This is a genomic window from Diaphorobacter sp. LR2014-1 (genome assembly GCF_002916785.1).
Lineage (GTDB): Bacteria > Pseudomonadota > Gammaproteobacteria > Burkholderiales > Burkholderiaceae_C > Diaphorobacter > Diaphorobacter nitroreducens.
Genome location: NZ_MTBE01000009.1, coordinates 77,040 through 91,961, shown reverse-complemented (window position 1 = coordinate 91,961; position 14,922 = coordinate 77,040). Strand labels below are relative to the sequence as shown.

General features: G+C 69.4%; 15 protein-coding genes and 1 pseudogene. 8 read left to right on the top strand and 8 right to left on the bottom strand.

Annotated features, from left to right (window positions below):
• Positions 1-27: 27 nt before the first annotated feature.
• Positions 28-1,188 carry a 2-methylcitrate synthase gene (gene prpC / locus BV908_RS09535; protein WP_103737979.1) on the bottom strand — a complete coding sequence of 387 codons (1,161 nt, stop codon included), beginning with the start codon at positions 1,186-1,188 and terminating at the stop codon, positions 28-30.
• Entirely contained in the window at positions 1,185-1,601 is a 417-nt protein-coding gene (locus BV908_RS09530) for a hotdog domain-containing protein (protein WP_103737978.1), read from the bottom strand. Before BV908_RS09530 ends, prpC begins: the two co-directional genes overlap by 4 nt.
• Before the next feature lie 101 nt (positions 1,602-1,702).
• Between BV908_RS09530 and BV908_RS09525 the strand changes: the two genes are divergently transcribed.
• Both BV908_RS09525 and BV908_RS09520 read left to right on the top strand, forming a co-directional pair.
• Entirely contained in the window at positions 1,703-3,175 is a 1,473-nt protein-coding gene (locus BV908_RS09525; RefSeq protein WP_103737977.1) for a short-chain fatty acyl-CoA regulator family protein, read from the top strand.
• Positions 3,176-3,311: 136 nt separating this feature from the next.
• Complete coding sequence (locus BV908_RS09520; RefSeq protein ID WP_011804910.1) at positions 3,312-3,614, top strand: hypothetical protein; 303 nt, start codon at positions 3,312-3,314, stop codon at positions 3,612-3,614.
• Positions 3,615-3,748: 134 nt separating this feature from the next.
• On the opposite strand, the gene BV908_RS09515 is transcribed toward BV908_RS09520, so the two are convergent.
• The 3 genes from BV908_RS09515 to BV908_RS09505 all read right to left on the bottom strand — a co-directional run bounded on the left by BV908_RS09515 (position 3,749) and on the right by BV908_RS09505 (position 6,477).
• Complete coding sequence (locus BV908_RS09515) at positions 3,749-4,174, bottom strand: RNA-binding S4 domain-containing protein (RefSeq protein ID WP_011804911.1); 426 nt, start codon at positions 4,172-4,174, stop codon at positions 3,749-3,751.
• A 40-nt stretch (positions 4,175-4,214) separates the two neighbouring features.
• Positions 4,215-5,618 carry a sensor histidine kinase gene (locus tag BV908_RS09510; RefSeq protein WP_011804912.1) on the bottom strand — a complete coding sequence of 468 codons (1,404 nt, stop codon included), beginning with the start codon at positions 5,616-5,618 and terminating at the stop codon, positions 4,215-4,217.
• A gap of 172 nt (positions 5,619-5,790) precedes the next feature.
• Positions 5,791-6,477, bottom strand: coding sequence for a response regulator (locus tag BV908_RS09505; protein ID WP_047351410.1), 687 nt, complete (start codon positions 6,475-6,477; stop codon positions 5,791-5,793).
• A gap of 147 nt (positions 6,478-6,624) precedes the next feature.
• Between BV908_RS09505 and BV908_RS09500 the strand changes: the two genes are divergently transcribed.
• From BV908_RS09500 to BV908_RS09475, 6 genes and pseudogenes are all read left to right on the top strand, one after another.
• Positions 6,625-7,584 (top strand): tripartite tricarboxylate transporter substrate-binding protein, encoded by a 960-nt coding sequence (locus BV908_RS09500; RefSeq protein WP_011804914.1) that lies wholly within the window; start codon positions 6,625-6,627, stop codon positions 7,582-7,584.
• Positions 7,585-7,717: 133 nt separating this feature from the next.
• The gene (locus BV908_RS09495) at positions 7,718-8,269 is read left to right on the top strand and encodes a tripartite tricarboxylate transporter TctB family protein (protein ID WP_103738000.1); all 552 of its coding nucleotides are present in this window, start codon (positions 7,718-7,720) and stop codon (positions 8,267-8,269) included.
• A 90-nt stretch (positions 8,270-8,359) separates the two neighbouring features.
• The gene (locus BV908_RS09490) at positions 8,360-9,889 is read left to right on the top strand and encodes a tripartite tricarboxylate transporter permease (protein WP_011804916.1); all 1,530 of its coding nucleotides are present in this window, start codon (positions 8,360-8,362) and stop codon (positions 9,887-9,889) included.
• Positions 9,890-10,112: 223 nt separating this feature from the next.
• Positions 10,113-10,361, top strand: a pseudogene (locus BV908_RS09485) (PAS domain-containing protein); the annotation flags it as partial.
• A gap of 49 nt (positions 10,362-10,410) precedes the next feature.
• Complete coding sequence (locus BV908_RS09480) at positions 10,411-11,289, top strand: alpha/beta hydrolase (RefSeq protein WP_103737976.1); 879 nt, start codon at positions 10,411-10,413, stop codon at positions 11,287-11,289.
• 162 nt (positions 11,290-11,451) lie between these two features.
• A complete protein-coding gene (locus BV908_RS09475) occupies positions 11,452-12,411 on the top strand; it encodes a rhodanese-like domain-containing protein (protein ID WP_103737975.1) in 960 nt (319 codons plus the stop codon).
• A 70-nt stretch (positions 12,412-12,481) separates the two neighbouring features.
• Here BV908_RS09475 and BV908_RS22435 read toward each other — a convergent pair whose 3' ends face one another.
• The 3 genes from BV908_RS22435 to BV908_RS09465 all read right to left on the bottom strand — a co-directional run bounded on the left by BV908_RS22435 (position 12,482) and on the right by BV908_RS09465 (position 14,827).
• The gene (locus BV908_RS22435) at positions 12,482-12,649 is read right to left on the bottom strand and encodes a hypothetical protein (protein ID WP_172751380.1); all 168 of its coding nucleotides are present in this window, start codon (positions 12,647-12,649) and stop codon (positions 12,482-12,484) included.
• Positions 12,650-12,668: 19 nt separating this feature from the next.
• Positions 12,669-13,766 (bottom strand): YeeE/YedE thiosulfate transporter family protein, encoded by a 1,098-nt coding sequence (locus BV908_RS09470; RefSeq protein ID WP_103737974.1) that lies wholly within the window; start codon positions 13,764-13,766, stop codon positions 12,669-12,671.
• A 107-nt stretch (positions 13,767-13,873) separates the two neighbouring features.
• Positions 13,874-14,827, bottom strand: coding sequence for a rhodanese-like domain-containing protein (locus tag BV908_RS09465; protein ID WP_103737973.1), 954 nt, complete (start codon positions 14,825-14,827; stop codon positions 13,874-13,876).
• Positions 14,828-14,922 lie beyond the last annotated feature (95 nt).

The window sequence follows — 14,922 nt, the reverse complement described above, 5'->3', positions numbered from 1 at the left end:
GACAAGCGCTGCCAGCTATGGTTTTTGTCAAACGCGTTCCTCGATGGGCACGAACTTCTGGTCGTCGGGGCCGGTGTAGTGGGCGCTGGGGCGGATGATCTTGTTGTCCGCGCGCTGCTCGATCACGTGCGCCGCCCAGCCGCTGGTGCGGGCGATGACGAACAGCGGCGTGAACATGGCGGTGGGCACCTGCATCATGTGGTAGCTCACGGCGCTGAACCAGTCCAGGTTGGGGAACATCTGCTTTTCCTGCCACATCACGCGCTCCAGCCGCTCGGCGATGTCGTACATCTTGGTCGAGCCGGCGGCATCCGACAGGCGCTTGGCCACGGCCTTGATGACCCCGTTGCGCGGGTCGCTCACGGTGTAGACCGGGTGGCCGAAGCCGATCACCACCTCCTTGGCCTGCACGCGGCGGCGGATGTCGGCCTCGGCCGCGTCGGGCGTGTCGTAGCGCTTCTGGATCTCGAAGGCCACTTCGTTCGCGCCGCCGTGCTTGGGCCCGCGCAACGCCCCGATGGCGCCGGCGATGCAGGAATACAGGTCGCTGCCCGTGCCGGCGATCACGCGCGCGGCGAAGGTGCTGGCGTTGAACTCGTGCTCGGCATACAGGTTCAGCGACGTGTGCATGGCGCGCACCCAGCCGTCCGAGGGCTTGTCGCCGTGCAGCAGGTGCAGGAAATGCCCGCCGATGGAGTCGTCCTGTGTCTCCACCGCGATGCGCCGGCCCGAGTTGCTGAAGTGGTACCAGTACAGCAGCATGCTGCCCAGCGATGCCAGCAGCCGGTCCGCGATGTCGCGGCTGCCGGCCAGGCTGTGGTCGTCTTTCTCGGGCAGGGCGCAGCCCAGGGCGGATACGCCGGTGCGCATCACGTCCATGGGGTGGCTGGCCGCGGGCAGTTGCTCCAGAGCGGCCTTCACGCTGCCGGGCAGGCCGCGCAGCGCGCGCAGCCGGGCCTTGTAGGCGCGCAGTTCGGCGCGCGTGGGCAGCTTGCCGTGCACCAGCAGGTGGGCGATCTCCTCGAACTCGCAGACCTCGGCGATGTCCAGGATGTCGTAACCGCGATAGTGCAGATCGTTGCCGCTCCTGCCCACGGTGCACAGCGCGGTGTTGCCGGCGGCCACGCCCGAGAGGGCGACGGATTTCTTGGCCCGCGGGAGGGCGGTTGCGGTGTCGGTGGTGCTCATGGAGTCTCCTGTCGGAAGGGGTGTGGCGGGGTGTTCAGGTAGGTATGCGCGATGGCCGTGGGCCGCCCGTGGGCGTTCACGGCCACCATCTCGAAGACGCCCTGCAGGGCCAGCTCGTCCGGGCAGCCCGGGGCCTGGGCCAGGCCGTGCACGCACACGGTGAGCGAGCTGCGCCCCACGCGGCTGACCCAGGCGCGCAGCGCCAGCGCCCGCCCCACGGGCACGGGGGCGCAGAACTGCACGCCGGTGACGGCGGCCATCACCACGTCGCAGCCGGCGGCGGCGCGCGCGGCCAGGAAGGCGGCGCGCGCCATGCGCTCCAGCCCCTGGCCGGCGAACAGCGTGCCGTGGTGGTTGGCATGGGCGGGGAAGACCATGTCGCGGGTTTCGAGGGTGCCTGCGGGGCTTGTCATGCTTCGCAATCTACGCACAATGGATGCCCCCCGTAAGCCCTGAATTGGCGAACGATTGCGAAGGCTTGCGGGGTGTTTTGCAAAGTTTGCGAAAGATTGGAATGAAAAAAACCTTCATGGGTGTGCGCTTGCGCCGCCTGCGCGAGGAGAGGGGCCTGACCCAGGTGGCGCTGGCGCGGGCGCTGGAGATTTCCGCCAGCTACCTGAACCAGATCGAGCAGAACCAGCGCCCGCTGACGGTGCCGGTGCTGCTCAAGATCAACGCCGTGTTCGGCGTGGACGTGCAGCACTTTTCTGAGGGCGACGAGGCGCGCCTGATCGCCGGCCTGCGCGACGTGCTGGCCGACCTGCCGCCCGGCGCGCCGGCCGATGCCGTCTCGCTGGCCGAGGTGCGCGAGCTGGCCGCCAACATGCCCGCCGTGGCGCGCGTGCTGCTGGCGCTGCACCGCGGCCGCGCCGAGGCGCGCGAGCGCCTGGAGGCGCTGGCCGCGCACTATGGCGACGAGCGCGGCGGCGCGGTCAGCACGGCGCAGACCCCGCCCATGGCGTATGAGGAGGTGCGCGACTTCTTCTTCGCGCGCCACAACCACATCGCCGAGCTGGATGACGCGGCCGAGCACCTGGCCGCCCAGTGGCGCCTGGCGCCTGGCGCGGCCGGCGCCGCGCTGCAGGCGCGGCTGGAGCAGGCCCACGGTGTGCGTGTGGCGCTGCTGCAGGGCGGCGACGGCGACGAGGCAGGTGAGGGCGCGGCCGTGCAGCGGCGCTTCGATGCCGCCGCACGCGTGCTGTACCTGTCGTCCACGCTGCAGGGCGCGCAGCGCGCTTTCCAGATGGCGACGCAACTGGCCTTTCTGGAAGTGCCGCACCTGCTGCAGCACAGCGTGCAGGGCGCGGCGCTGTCGGGCGAGGCGGCGCGCACGCTGGCGCGCATCGGCCTGGCCAACTACTTCGCGGGCGCGCTGCTGCTGCCCTACGGCGCTTTCTTGCGGACGGCCGAGGCGCTGCACTACGACATCGAGCGCCTGGGCCAGCACTGGGGCGTGGGCTTCGAGACGGTGTGCCACCGCCTGTCCACCCTGCAGCGCCCCGGCGCGCGTGGCGTGCCGTTCTTCTTCATCCGCGTGGACCGGGCGGGCAACATCAGCAAGCGCCAGTCGGCCACGCACTTTCACTTCAGCAAGATCGGCGGCACCTGCCCGCTGTGGAACGTGTACGAGGCCTTTGCCCAGCCCGGGCGCATCGTGCGGCAGCTGGCGCGCATGCCCGACGGGCGCGTGTACCTGTGGATCGCGCGCACCGTCACGCGCAGCACCGGCGGTTGGGGCGCGCCGGGCAAGACCTTCTCGGTGGCGCTGGGCTGCGACGTGCAGCACGCGGGCCAACTGGTCTATGCGCGCGGGCTGGACCTGGCCGACCCCGAGGCGCCGGTGCCCATCGGCATGGGCTGCAAGGTGTGCGAGCGCACCGCATGCCCGCAGCGCGCGTTTCCGCCGGTGGGCCGGCCGCTGGAGGTGAACGAGGATATGGCGGGCTTTACGCCGTACCGGGTCAGCGGGGCGGCCAAGGGCGCCTGACAGCGCGGAAGCAGGCGCCGGCGCAACGCCGTCAGGCCGGCTGTGTCCTACACCGTGATGCGCCCCTGGCGAACCGCCCCGCCGCAGCGGGCGTGTCTACCATGCGTGCATCTTTTTTCGGCAAACGAGGTGGGATGTGAGCCATTGGTACACGCTGCAACTGGGCAACGAACAACAGGCCTTCGAGCCCCTGCGGCAGATTCAACAGGTTTTCATGGCGAGGTTCCTCATGGCGCAGCCCGGCACGGGGCGGGCGCTGTTCTCGCACTTCGATGCGGCCGAGGACCGCGTGGTGCTGTTCTTCTCGCCCGCGGCCGCGGACATTGCCGTGCGCTTTCGCGCATCGCCGTGTGACCGGCCCGCGCAGGACCTGGTGCTGCTGGCGGGAGAGGGTGACGCATGGCATGACGCGGCGCAGGATGAACGCCTGGCGGCCTGATCTTTGGGCATAGCGCTTTGGGCATAGCTTCGGGCATAGCGCACACGGCCCGTGTGAGCGCTGTGCTTTCGCGTCGTGGGGCTTTGGCGGCTGGCTGCCACAGGCTGCGGTGCTGTGCCCAAGCCCTGCCCATCTCAGTCGTCGATGGAGGCGCTCCAGCGGTCGTCCCAGTCATGGCGCAGGTGGTCCATGGAGCGGCGGTCGCGCTTGGTGGGGCGGCCCTCGCGCAGCGCGGCGGCCGGCTCGGGCGCCAGGCGGCGCGCTTCGGCGGCCTGCGCGCGCGCGGCGAGGCTCTCGGGCGTTTCCTCATAGAGCTGCTGCGCCACGGGCGCCGGGCTGCGGAAGTTGCTCAAGGCGCGCACCACGACCGTGCGGGCTACCGCGCCCTGGCGCAGCGCGACGGTGTCGCCCGCGCGCAGTTCACGCGCGGCTTTGGCCGCCTGGCCGTTGACGGTTACGCGGCCTTTGCCGATCTCTTCCACGGCGAGGCTGCGGGTCTTGTAAAAGCGCGCGCACCACAGCCATTTGTCCAGGCGCATTGCATCGGGTGGTGTCGTCATCGGCGTGATTTTGCCTGGGGCGGCGTGCGTGAAAAACGGTTCAGGCGTCGGCCAGTGGCAGCCGCACCACGGCGTCCAGGCCCAGCACGCGGCCGTCCGCCTGGCGATTGGCGAGGGTGATGCTGCCGCCCAGCGCGTGCACGATCTCCTGGCAAATCGCCAGGCCCAGGCCCGAACCCGTGCGCACGTCGCCGGCCGAAAACGGTTGGAACAGCCGCGCCGCGAGTTCTTCGTCGATGCCGGGGCCGGCGTCGGCCAGGGTAAGGACGGCCTCACCGTCCTCGCGGTGCAGCGTGACGGCGAGCTCGGTGCCGGGCGGCGCATGGCGTATGGCGTTGTGCAGCAGGTTGCGGCACAGCTCGCGCAGCATCCACTCGTGCGCGTGGATGGGCGCGGCGTCGGTAGTGATGCCGAAGTCCAGGTCGCCCTGTGCGATCAGCGGAGAAAGCTCGAGCGCCATCTCGCGCAGCACTGTGTCCAGCCGCGTCACGGGCACCTCGCCCTGCTGGCGCAGCTGCTCCACTTTGGCCAACGCCAGCATCTGGTTGGCCAATTGCGTGGCGCGGTCCACGGTGTCTCCAATCTCCCGCAGCGCCTGCGTGGGCGGCAGGTCGCCGCGCAGGGCGGACTGCACCTGCGTCTTGAGCACGGCCAGCGGTGTGCGCAGCTGGTGTGACGCGTCGCGCACGAAGCGCTGCTGGTGGGCGAGCAGGCGCGACAGGCGCTGCATGACCGCGTTGGTGGCGTCGATCAGCGGCTGCAACTCGCGCGGCGCGGTGGGGGCGGCAAGGGGGGCCAGGTCGCCTTCGGTACGTGCCTGCAGGTCGCTGCTCAGCTGGCGCACCGGTTGCGTGGCGCGCTGCACCACCAGCACCACGATGCCCGCGATGAGCGCCAGCAGCAGCGCCTGGCGTGCCAGCGTGGTGTGCAGGATCTGCAGGGCCGCCGCTTCGCGCAGCTCCAGTGTTTCCGCCACCTGGATCACGGCCATGCCGCGGCCCTCGCTGCTGGCCACGGGCTGCAGCAGCACGGCCACGCGCACGGGCTGATCGCGAAAACGGTCGTCATAGAAGTCCACGAGCGCCGCATAAGGCGGGCGCTGCGGGATGGTGCCGTGCCAGGCGGGTAGTTCGGCAAAGCCGGAAATCAAGTCGCCGCGCAGGTTGGACACGCGGTAGAACATGCGGCTCTGGTTGTCGGCCTCGAAGGCCTCCAGCGCCGCGTAGGGCACGATGGCGCGCAGCTCGGCCATGTCGTCCCAGCCGCGCACGTCCAGCTGCTCGCTGATGGTCTTGGCCGAAGCCAGCAGCGTGCGGTCATAGGCAGTGTGCAGCGCGGCCAGTGCCTGGCGGTGCAGGCTGTAGGTGTTCACGCCCACGAAGAGCAGCGTGGGCAGCAGGATGCCCACGAGCAATTGGCGGCGCAGCGACTGCGGGCGCGTCATGCCGCCACCCGGCTGCGTTGCGCGTGGTGGGGAGCCTGGCGCACAGGCGCGCCCGCTCCTGTACGGTGGCGGTGGCGCAAACCATGCCAGCGCGCTCCGTGCAGCGGGCCCGGCCGGGCCTGCGGCATCGCCTGCCTGGAGGGGGAAGGCGCGCAGCGACTCACGGGCTGTTTCATGTCTCTGACTTGAGCAGATAGCCCAGGCCGCGCAGCGTCATCAGGGCCACGCCGGTGCCTGCGAGTTTTTTGCGCACGCGGTACACCACCACTTCGATGGCCTCGTACTGCACCTCGCTCTGGCCGGGGAAGACCAGTTCATACAGCCGCTCCTTGGCGACTGCGCGCCCCGGCTGGGCCAGCAGGGTGCGCAGCAGCGCCAACTCGCGCGGGGTGAGGTCCATGGGCGCATCGTGCAGATAGATGGCGCCGCTTTCTTTTTCATAGCGCAGGGCGCCCATCACCAGGGCGTTGGAGGCCTGTTTGTCATCTGCCGCATCGCCGCCGCTGCGGCGCAGCAGGGCGCGCAGCCGGGCCTCCAGCTCGTCCAGGTCAAAAGGTTTGGGCAGGTAGTCGTCGGCCCCCGCGTTCAGGCCCAGCACGCGGTCGCCCACGGTGCCGCGCGCGGTCAGCAGCAGCACAGGGGTGCGCAGGCCGCCGGCGCGTGCCTGTTGCAGTACCTGCAGGCCGTCCAGGCCGGGCAGGGTGAGGTCCAGCACCACGGCGTCGGGCGGGTGCGCGCGCCATTCGGCCAGCGCGGCGCGCCCGTCCGCAAGGGCGGTGACGGCCATGCCGCGGCGTGCCAGCGAGCGCTGCAGCGTGGCCTGCATGGTGGCGTCGTCTTCGACGAGAAGCAGTTGCATCCGCGGATTAGAACGCGTTTGCGGCGGGTGGCGGTTGGCGCGCAGATCTCGGTGTTAACCCTGGTGCCGTGGACAGCCGTTTGACAGCTTGCGCGCGCATCATCGCGCCGGTCAGCGTTCCCTTTTTCTAACAAGCAAGGAGACAACATGCGTCGCGATACCTTTCTGAAGTCGCTGGCGGCACTGGCCGCCGCGGGCAGCCTGCCGCTGTCGGCCCAGGCCGCCGTGGCCGTCAAGATGATGCTGCCCGCCAACCCCGGCGGCGGTTGGGACACCACGGGCCGCGCCCTGGGCAAGGCCCTGCAGGATGCGGGCGTGGCCTCCAGCGTGACCTATGACAACAAGGGCGGCGCGGCCGGCGCCATCGGCCTGGCGCAGTTCGTGAACGGCTCCAAGGGCGACCCGAACGCGCTGATGGTGATGGGCGCCGTGATGCTGGGCGGCATCATCACCGGCAAGCCGCCGGTCAACCTGAGCCAGGCCACGCCGATCGCGCGGCTGACCAGCGAATACAACGTCTTCGTGCTGCCCGCCAACTCGCCCTTCAAGAGCATGGCCGAGGTGGTGGCGCAGCTCAAGAAGGACCCCGGCAGCGTGAAATGGGGCGGCGGCTCGCGCGGCTCCACCGAGCACATCGCGGCGGCGATGATCGCGCGCGAGGTGGGCGTGGACCCGGCGCGCATCAACTACGTGGCTTTCCGTGGGGGCGGGGAGGCGACGGCGGCCATCCTGGGCGGCAACGTCACCGTGGGCGGCAGCGGCTACAGCGAGTTCTCCGAGTACATCGCCGCGGGCAAGATGAAGCCCATCGGCGTGACCTCGGGCCAGCGCCTGAAGGGCGTGAACGTGCCCACGCTCAAGGAGCAGGGCATCAACGTCGAGATCGGCAACTGGCGCGGTGTGTACGGCGCGCCCGGCATCACGGCCGAGCAGCGCAAGGCGCTGGTGGCAATGGTGGAGAAGGCCGTCAAGAGCAAGGCGTGGGCCGAGGCGCTGGAGAAGAACGGCTGGACGCCCGCGTGGCTGGCCGGCGACGACTTCGCCAACTTCGTGGACAGCGAGTTCGCCAGCCTGCGCGCCACCATGGTGAAGTCGGGCATGGTCTAAGCCCGGCGGCGCCGCAGTGTGCTGCGGTGCTCCTCTTTTGAGAGCTGTCAGCGCTTGATGGATAAGCGCTAGGGCCGTTTTTTGTTTGAAACCTGCGCCGCCGCGGTGCGGCGCCTCCCCGGAGGCCGCAGCCATGTCTGAGCTTTCCTCTTCCCCTCCCTCCATTCCACCCACAAGCGCCGTGCCTTCACCCGGCTGGCAGGCCGCCGTGGGCGCCGGCGTCATCCTGGTGGCCGCGGCCATGGCCTGGGGCGCGCTGGAGATCCCCGGCAACGCCGGTTATGGCGGCGTGGGGCCCAACTTTCTGCCGTGGGCCTGCGCCCTGGTGTTGGCCGTGTGTGGCGGCTGGCTGATCTGGGAGGCTGCCACGGGCGGCTACCGCCAAGCGGCCGACCCGGGCGGCGCGCCGCGCGCGGCGTGGGGGCCCTTTGCCTGGGTGTCGGCGGGGCTTCTGCTGAATGCGGCGCTGATCGTGGAGCTGGGCTTCATCGTGGGCTGCACGCTGTGCTATGCGCTGGCCGTGCAGGGGCTGCGCCGCGCGGGCGGGCAGACGGGCCTGCTGTCGCCGCGCGTGCTGGCCGTGGATGTAGCGACCGGGCTGGCCATCGCCGCGCCGGTGTTCTGGCTGTTCACGCAGTTCCTGGCGATCAACCTGCCGGGGCTGACCGCCACCGGGTGGCTGTAGGCCAGGGTGCAGGAGAGTGCACATGCATGCTGACTTTGGCTGCTTCGATGGCGCCGGCGCAGGCCGCGTTCAAACCGGGGATTGAGTGCTATGGAAATCTTTGACGCATTGCTCGCAGGCTTTGCCACGGCGATCACGCCGGCGAACCTGCTGTGGGCCCTGGTGGGCTGCGCGCTGGGAACGGCCGTGGGTGTGCTGCCGGGCATCGGGCCGGCGGTGGCGGTGGCCATGCTGCTGCCCATCACGGCCAAGGTGGACATGACCGCCTCGATGATCTTCTTCGCGGGCATCTATTACGGCGCCATGTATGGCGGCTCCACGGCGTCCATCCTGCTGAACACGCCGGGCGAGACCGCCAGCATGGTCACGGCCATGGAGGGCAACAAGATGGCCAAGAGCGGGCGCGCGGGCGCGGCGCTGGCCACGTCGGCCATCGGCTCGTTCGTCGCCGGCACCATCGCCACGGTGGTGGTGACGCTGTTCGCGCCGGGCGTGGCCGAGTTCGCGGTCAAGCTCGGCCCGCCCGAGTACTTCATGCTGATGGTGCTGGCCTTCACCACGGTGAGCGCGGTGCTGGGCCAGAGCAGTCTGCGCGGCATGACGGCGCTGTTCCTCGGCCTGGCGCTGGGCTGCGTGGGCATGGACCAGATCTCGGGGGCCGCCCGCTACACCGTGGGCAAGATGGAACTGCTGGACGGCATCGACATCGTGCTGGTGGCCGTGGGCCTGTTCGCCGTGGCCGAGGTGCTGTATGCGGCGCTGTACGAGGGCCGGGTGGAAGAGTCGCAGAACCAGATGGGCCGTGTGCACATGACGCGGCGCGACTGGCGCCGGTCCATTCCCGCATGGCTGCGCGGCACCGTGATCGGCACGCCCTTCGGCTGCATCCCGGCGGGGGGGACGGAGATTCCCACCTTCTTGAGCTACGCGACCGAAAAGCGTCTGGCCAAGGGCGAGGACAAGGCCGAGTTCGGCACCCGTGGCGCCATCGAGGGGGTTGCGGGCCCCGAGGCGGCCAACAACGCCACGGTGACCGCGGCGCTCATCCCGCTGCTGACACTGGGCATCCCGACCAGCAACACCACGGCCGTGCTGCTGGGGGCCTTCCAGAACTATGGGCTGAACCCCGGCCCGCAGCTGTTCACCACATCGGCCACGCTGGTGTGGGCGCTGATCGCGTCGCTGTACATCGGCAACATCATGCTGCTGGTGCTGAACCTGCCCATGGTGGGGCTGTGGGTGAAGCTGCTGAAGATTCCGCGCCCGCAGCTCTACGCCGGCATCCTGATCTTTGCCACGGTGGGCGCCTACGGCATGCGCCAGAGCACGTTCGACCTGTTCCTGCTGTACGGCATCGGCTTGCTGGGCGTGCTGATGCGGCGCTTCGACTTCCCTACGGCGCCCGTGGTGGTGGGCATGATCCTCGGGCCGCTGGCCGAGGCGCAGCTGCGCAACGCGATTTCCATCGGCGAGGGCAGCTGGATGATCTTCCTGCAGCGCCCCATGGCCGTGACGCTGCTGGTGATCGTGCTGGCCGTGCTCATCGTGCCGCGCGTGCTGCGCCGCTGGGCCGAGCGCAACCTGGCCCATGCGCGCCAGAGCGTGGACGATGTGAGTTGATGGAGCGCTGCGCGTCGGCGCTACCCACGCCGGCGCGCGCGCGGCCCTAGAAAGAGTGCGCCGGGTACCGCCGCGCAAGCGCAGCGCGGCCAGCGCCCGGGGGACGGCCGCCCCCGGGACCTCCCCACCAGAGAGCACGCTTGCACAGGCGCGGAGTATAGCTCTATGTTGAGAATGGTTCTTATTTTCAATGCGCGTCGAACGCCGGCGTTACCATCCGACCATGCCCCTGAATACCGACGCCTCGCCCTTGCCGCTGGATGCACAGGGCATCCTGGAACTGGCTGCGCGCTCCATGTTCCAGCTCTTTTCCACCATGAGCCAGGGCATGTTCCTCGTGGACCTGAGCGGGCGCATCGTGTGGGTCAACGAGGGCTACCGCCGCTTCCTGCCCGACCTGGGCGTGCATTCGGTCCATGACTTCGTGGGCCGCATGGTGGAGGAGGTGATTCCCAACACCCAGATGCGCCAGGGTCTCGCCGCCCGCGGCGATCACACTCTCCCTGCACAAAGGCTGCACCATGTCCTTCGTCTCGCGCTACGTGCGCTGCGCCGGCTATGAAATCCACCTGACCGACTGGGGCGCGCCCGGCGCGCCGGTGGTTGTAGCCTGGCATGGCTTGGCACGCACCGGACGCGACATGGACGAGCTGGCCGCGCACCTGGCGGCCCATGGCTGGCGCGTGTTGTGCCCCGACACCCTGGGTCGCGGCCTGAGCCAGTGGAGCCGTGATCCGCAGCGCGAATACACGCTGGCTTTCTATGCACGCGTTGTGGAGGAGCTGCTGGACCAGCTGGGTGTGCAGCGGGTGCAGTGGGTGGGTACGTCGATGGGCGGCGCCATCGGCACCGTGTGCGCCGCCGGCCTGCTGGCGCCGCGCCTGCACGGGCGCATCACGCACCTGGTGCTCAACGACAATGCCCCGCAGCTGGCCGGCCCCGCGCTGGAGCGCATCAAAGCCTATGCGGGCCAGCCGCCCCAGTTCGATACCGTGATGGAGCTGGAGGCCTTCTTTCGCCGCACCTACGCGCCGTTCGGCTGGCTCAGCGATGCGCAGTGGCTGCGCCTTACCGAGACCTCGCTGCGCCGCCTGCCCGATGGGCGCGTGACCCCGCACTACGACCCGGCCATGGTGCAGCAGTTCACGCGGCATGAGAACGACTATCTCGTCTGGCCGCACTACGACCGGCTCGACATTCCCGTGCTGTGCCTGCGCGGGGCCGAGTCCGATCTGGTGCTGCCCGCGGTGGTGCAGGAGATGCAGCGCCGGGGCCCGGGCGCACGCGGCCTGCTGGAGGTGGTCGAGGTGCCGGGCTGCGGCCACGCGCCCGCGCTCAACGTGCCGCAGCAACTGGCCTGGGTGCAGCGCTTTTTGCAGGGCCAGCCCGCGCAGGGGTGAAGCGGCGCACGGCTTGCGCGGTGTGCCTGCATTGTTGCCATCCACGCAACGCAGTTTCCTTATTTCAGGTCTCACTCGGCGCAGCCGTTGCAGCTAGCATGTGAGACTTGCATTGCATGGGCGTCAGCGGCGACGCCGGCACGGCATGAAGGGAACCGCGACATGGGTTTTCTGGTGGATCTGATTCGCGAATACGGCCTGGGCGTCGTGTTCCTGAACGTGCTGATCGAGCAGCTGGGCGCGCCCATTCCCGCCTACCCGGTGCTGGTGGTCACGGGGGCGGTGGCGGGCGGCGACTGGCAGCATGGCGCACGCATCGTGCTGTTGGCTGTGGCGGCCGCGCTCATTGCCGACCTGCTGTGGTACCAGGCCGGCAAGTCCTACGGCCATCGTGTGCTGGGGCGCATCTGCCGCATTTCGCTGTCGCCCGATGCCTGCATCCGCCAGACGGAATCGCTCTACGGCCGCTGGGGCCCCAAGTCGCTGCTGATTGCCAAGTTCGTTCCAGGCTTTGCGTCGATCGCCAGTGCGCTTGCGGGTGTGGTGGGCACGCCGCGGTCGGTCTTCGTGCTGTACGACACGCTGGGTGCGTTGATCTGGGTGGGCTCGGCAGTGTTGCTGGGATCGCTGTTCAGCACCACGGTCGAGGATCTGCTGGCCGTGCTCACAGCGCTGGGCCAGGGGGGATTGGTATTGCTGGCGGTGGGCCTGGGCGTGTTCATTCTGCGCAAGTGGTGGCAGCGCCAGCGCACGGTGCGCTCGCTGAAGATGCCTCGCGTGTCGGTGCAGGAGTTGCGCGGCATGCAGGCCCAGGGGGCCATGCCCACGGTGATCGATGTGCGCACGGGTCAGGCCTACAGCGCGGGCCATATTCCCGGCGCCCAGGCGTGGGAGCTGCGCCCCCGGGACGCGGCAGCACCCCACGCCCATCTATTGCCGCACGACGCGCATCCGCACGGCGTGGTCATTTATTGCGACTGCCCGGCAGAGATATCGGCCGCCCGGTTGGCGCGCCAGCTACAGCGCGCAGGCTTTTCCAACGTGCGCCCGCTGCTGGGCGGGCTGCAGGCCTGGCAGGACGCAGGGTTCGAGGTGGCCAAGCCGTCTGCCGATACGCCCTGATACCGCTCGCCGCGCCAAGCAACAAGGCCTCCGTGTGGAGGCCTTGTTGCGTTGTGCGCGGAGAAGGACGTCAGTCCGGCATGGAGCAGTGCCCGCCCGAGGCGGCCTTGCCCGAGCCGGCCGCGATCAGCGGCGCCTCGAAGCGCAGGTCCACCGGGGCGGAGTTGCTGTAGTCCCAGGCCAGGAAGGCGGCGAGCACGGCCCAGAAGGTCAGGCGCAGTGTGGTGTGTCGTGTCATGGCGTTGTGCTCCTCCGGTTCAGAAGCCGAAATGGCGGCGGATGCGCAGGCCGAAGATCGTTCCTGCGAAGGCCAGCGGCACCCAGATCCAGCCGTGGATGCTGCCCGTGGAGATGCCCGACAGCATGGCGCCGACGTTGCAGCCGAAGGCCAGGCGCGAGCTGTACCCCAGCAGCAGGCCCGCGACCAGGGCCACGGCCCATTGCGTGCCCGTCAGCGCCTTGGCCGTGACCGGCTTGCCGGCCGACACCCACAGAGCGCCCCCGAGGATGCCGATGTTGGTGATGCTGGTCACGTCCAGCAGCACGGTCTCCTGCAGGCGGGCGGCATTGCCGGGCTGGCTCCAGAACCAGTTGCCGGCCAGGTCCGCGGCACCGCTGGCCTGGGCGAGTTTTGCCGCCCACAGGCCAAAGCCGTACACCACACCCCAGGGCTGGCCGGCGATCACCAGGTTCAGCGTGGCCAGCAGCGCCAGCAGCACGGCGCCCACGATCCACCTGCGCACCAGCAGCGGCTGGGGCTGCGTGCCTTGCGGCCCCTGGGCGCGGCGCGCATACCAGCGCACCCCCACCGCGACCACGGCCAGCACCGCCAGCGTGATCAACAGTGCCTGTTGCCAACCGAAGCGATTGACCAAACCGACGGGCTGCGCGCGGCCGAGGTCCAGCCAGAAGCCCAGGTGCATTGAGCCCAGGAAGCTGCCGAGCGCGAACAGCGGCAGGATCGCCGCGTTCATCGGAATGCCCAGGCCCGCCTTGTACAGCGTGCCGCTGCCGCAGCCGTCGGCAATCTGCATGCACAGCCCGAACACGAAGGCGCCGACCAGCAGGCTCACGCTGGGTGGGCCCAGGGCGGCCGTCAGTTCAGGGAAGTGGCCCAGCAGCGGCATGGCCAGTGCGGCGGCCAGTGCCAGCAGCAGCAGCTGGCCCATGACGCCGCTGGCGTCCTTGTCCTCGATGAGCATGCGCCAGCCCGTGGTGAAGCCAAAGCGCTGGCCGGCCAGCACCGCGCCCAGGCCCAGACCTACGGCGAACAGGGCCGCTTGCCGCACGGACACGGTCCACAGCAGCCAGCCCAAGAAAATGGCCAGCAGGGCCGCAAGAGGGAGTCGTTTCATGGAAGAGGGCCAGAGATTCAAAAAAGTGAGCTGCTAGCGCTTGCCTGGCAAGCGCTAGAGGCCGATTTGACTATGAAGCTGTCAGCTGCCCAGCGCAGTGGGCTGGCTTACTTGAGCTTGCGTTCCCACCACTGCTTGGCGTCGTAGGCCAGGGCCTCGGCGCGGGTGGGCTGGTTCGCCATCAGCGGCGGCTCCTGGGACTGGGTCCAGTCCACCATGGAGCCGGCATACAGCTTCACGCCGGGCAGGCCCGCCACTTCGGACAGGCCGAACCAGTCGGTGGCCGCCCAGTGGCCGGTATTGCAGAACGCGACCATGTCCTGGCCCTGTTCGCGCTTGACCTTGGCGGCGATCTGCCGGGCCGTCGCCGCATCCACGAAGGTGGAGGTGCCGGGAACGAACCACTGGTTGAAGTCCAGCTGCTGTGCGCCCGGCAGGGTGCCAGACACCTTGGCCGCGGGCGCACGCACCTTGCCCTGGTAGAAGGCATCGGGGCGCGAATCCACCAGTGCGGCGTTGCTCAGGCGAATGTGCTGGCCCACGTCCTCGCGCGTGGCCAGCAGGCGGGTGTCCAGCGTGGGCGTGTACTGGCTGGCCGCGACCTGTGGCACCTCGGCCGTCAACGGAAGCTGGGCTTGGCCCCAGGCCTTCATGCCGCCATTGAGGATGGAGAGTTCCTGGAGGCCCAGCAGTTTCAGCGTCCAGTACACGCGCGCCGCAGCGCCGAAATCCGTCGGGTCCGCGCCCGTGGAGACCACCACGGCATGCGTGGTGGGCGTGAGCCCCAGCGACTGCACCAGCGCGGTGAGCCGGGGCAGGTCGGGCAGTTCACCCGGGTTGCTGGCGGGGCCGCGCCACTTGCCGTAGGGGGCATTCACCGCACCCGGAATGTGCTGGGCGCCGTAGCTGGCGGGGTCGCGGATGTCGATCACGCGCGGCGGCGTGGCCTGCGTTGTCTGGGCCTTCAGTTCGGCGGGCGTCAGCAGTGGCTGGGCTGCCCACGCCGCAGGGGCCACATGGGCGGCCGTGGCGAATACCGCGAGGGCGAGCAGTTTTTTCATGGCGATCTCGAAAACAGTCGTTCAGGGAAGGGCGTAATTGTCCCGCGCCCTTGAGCCTCATCAACGACAGAATCGGATTGTTCTTATAGCCAATA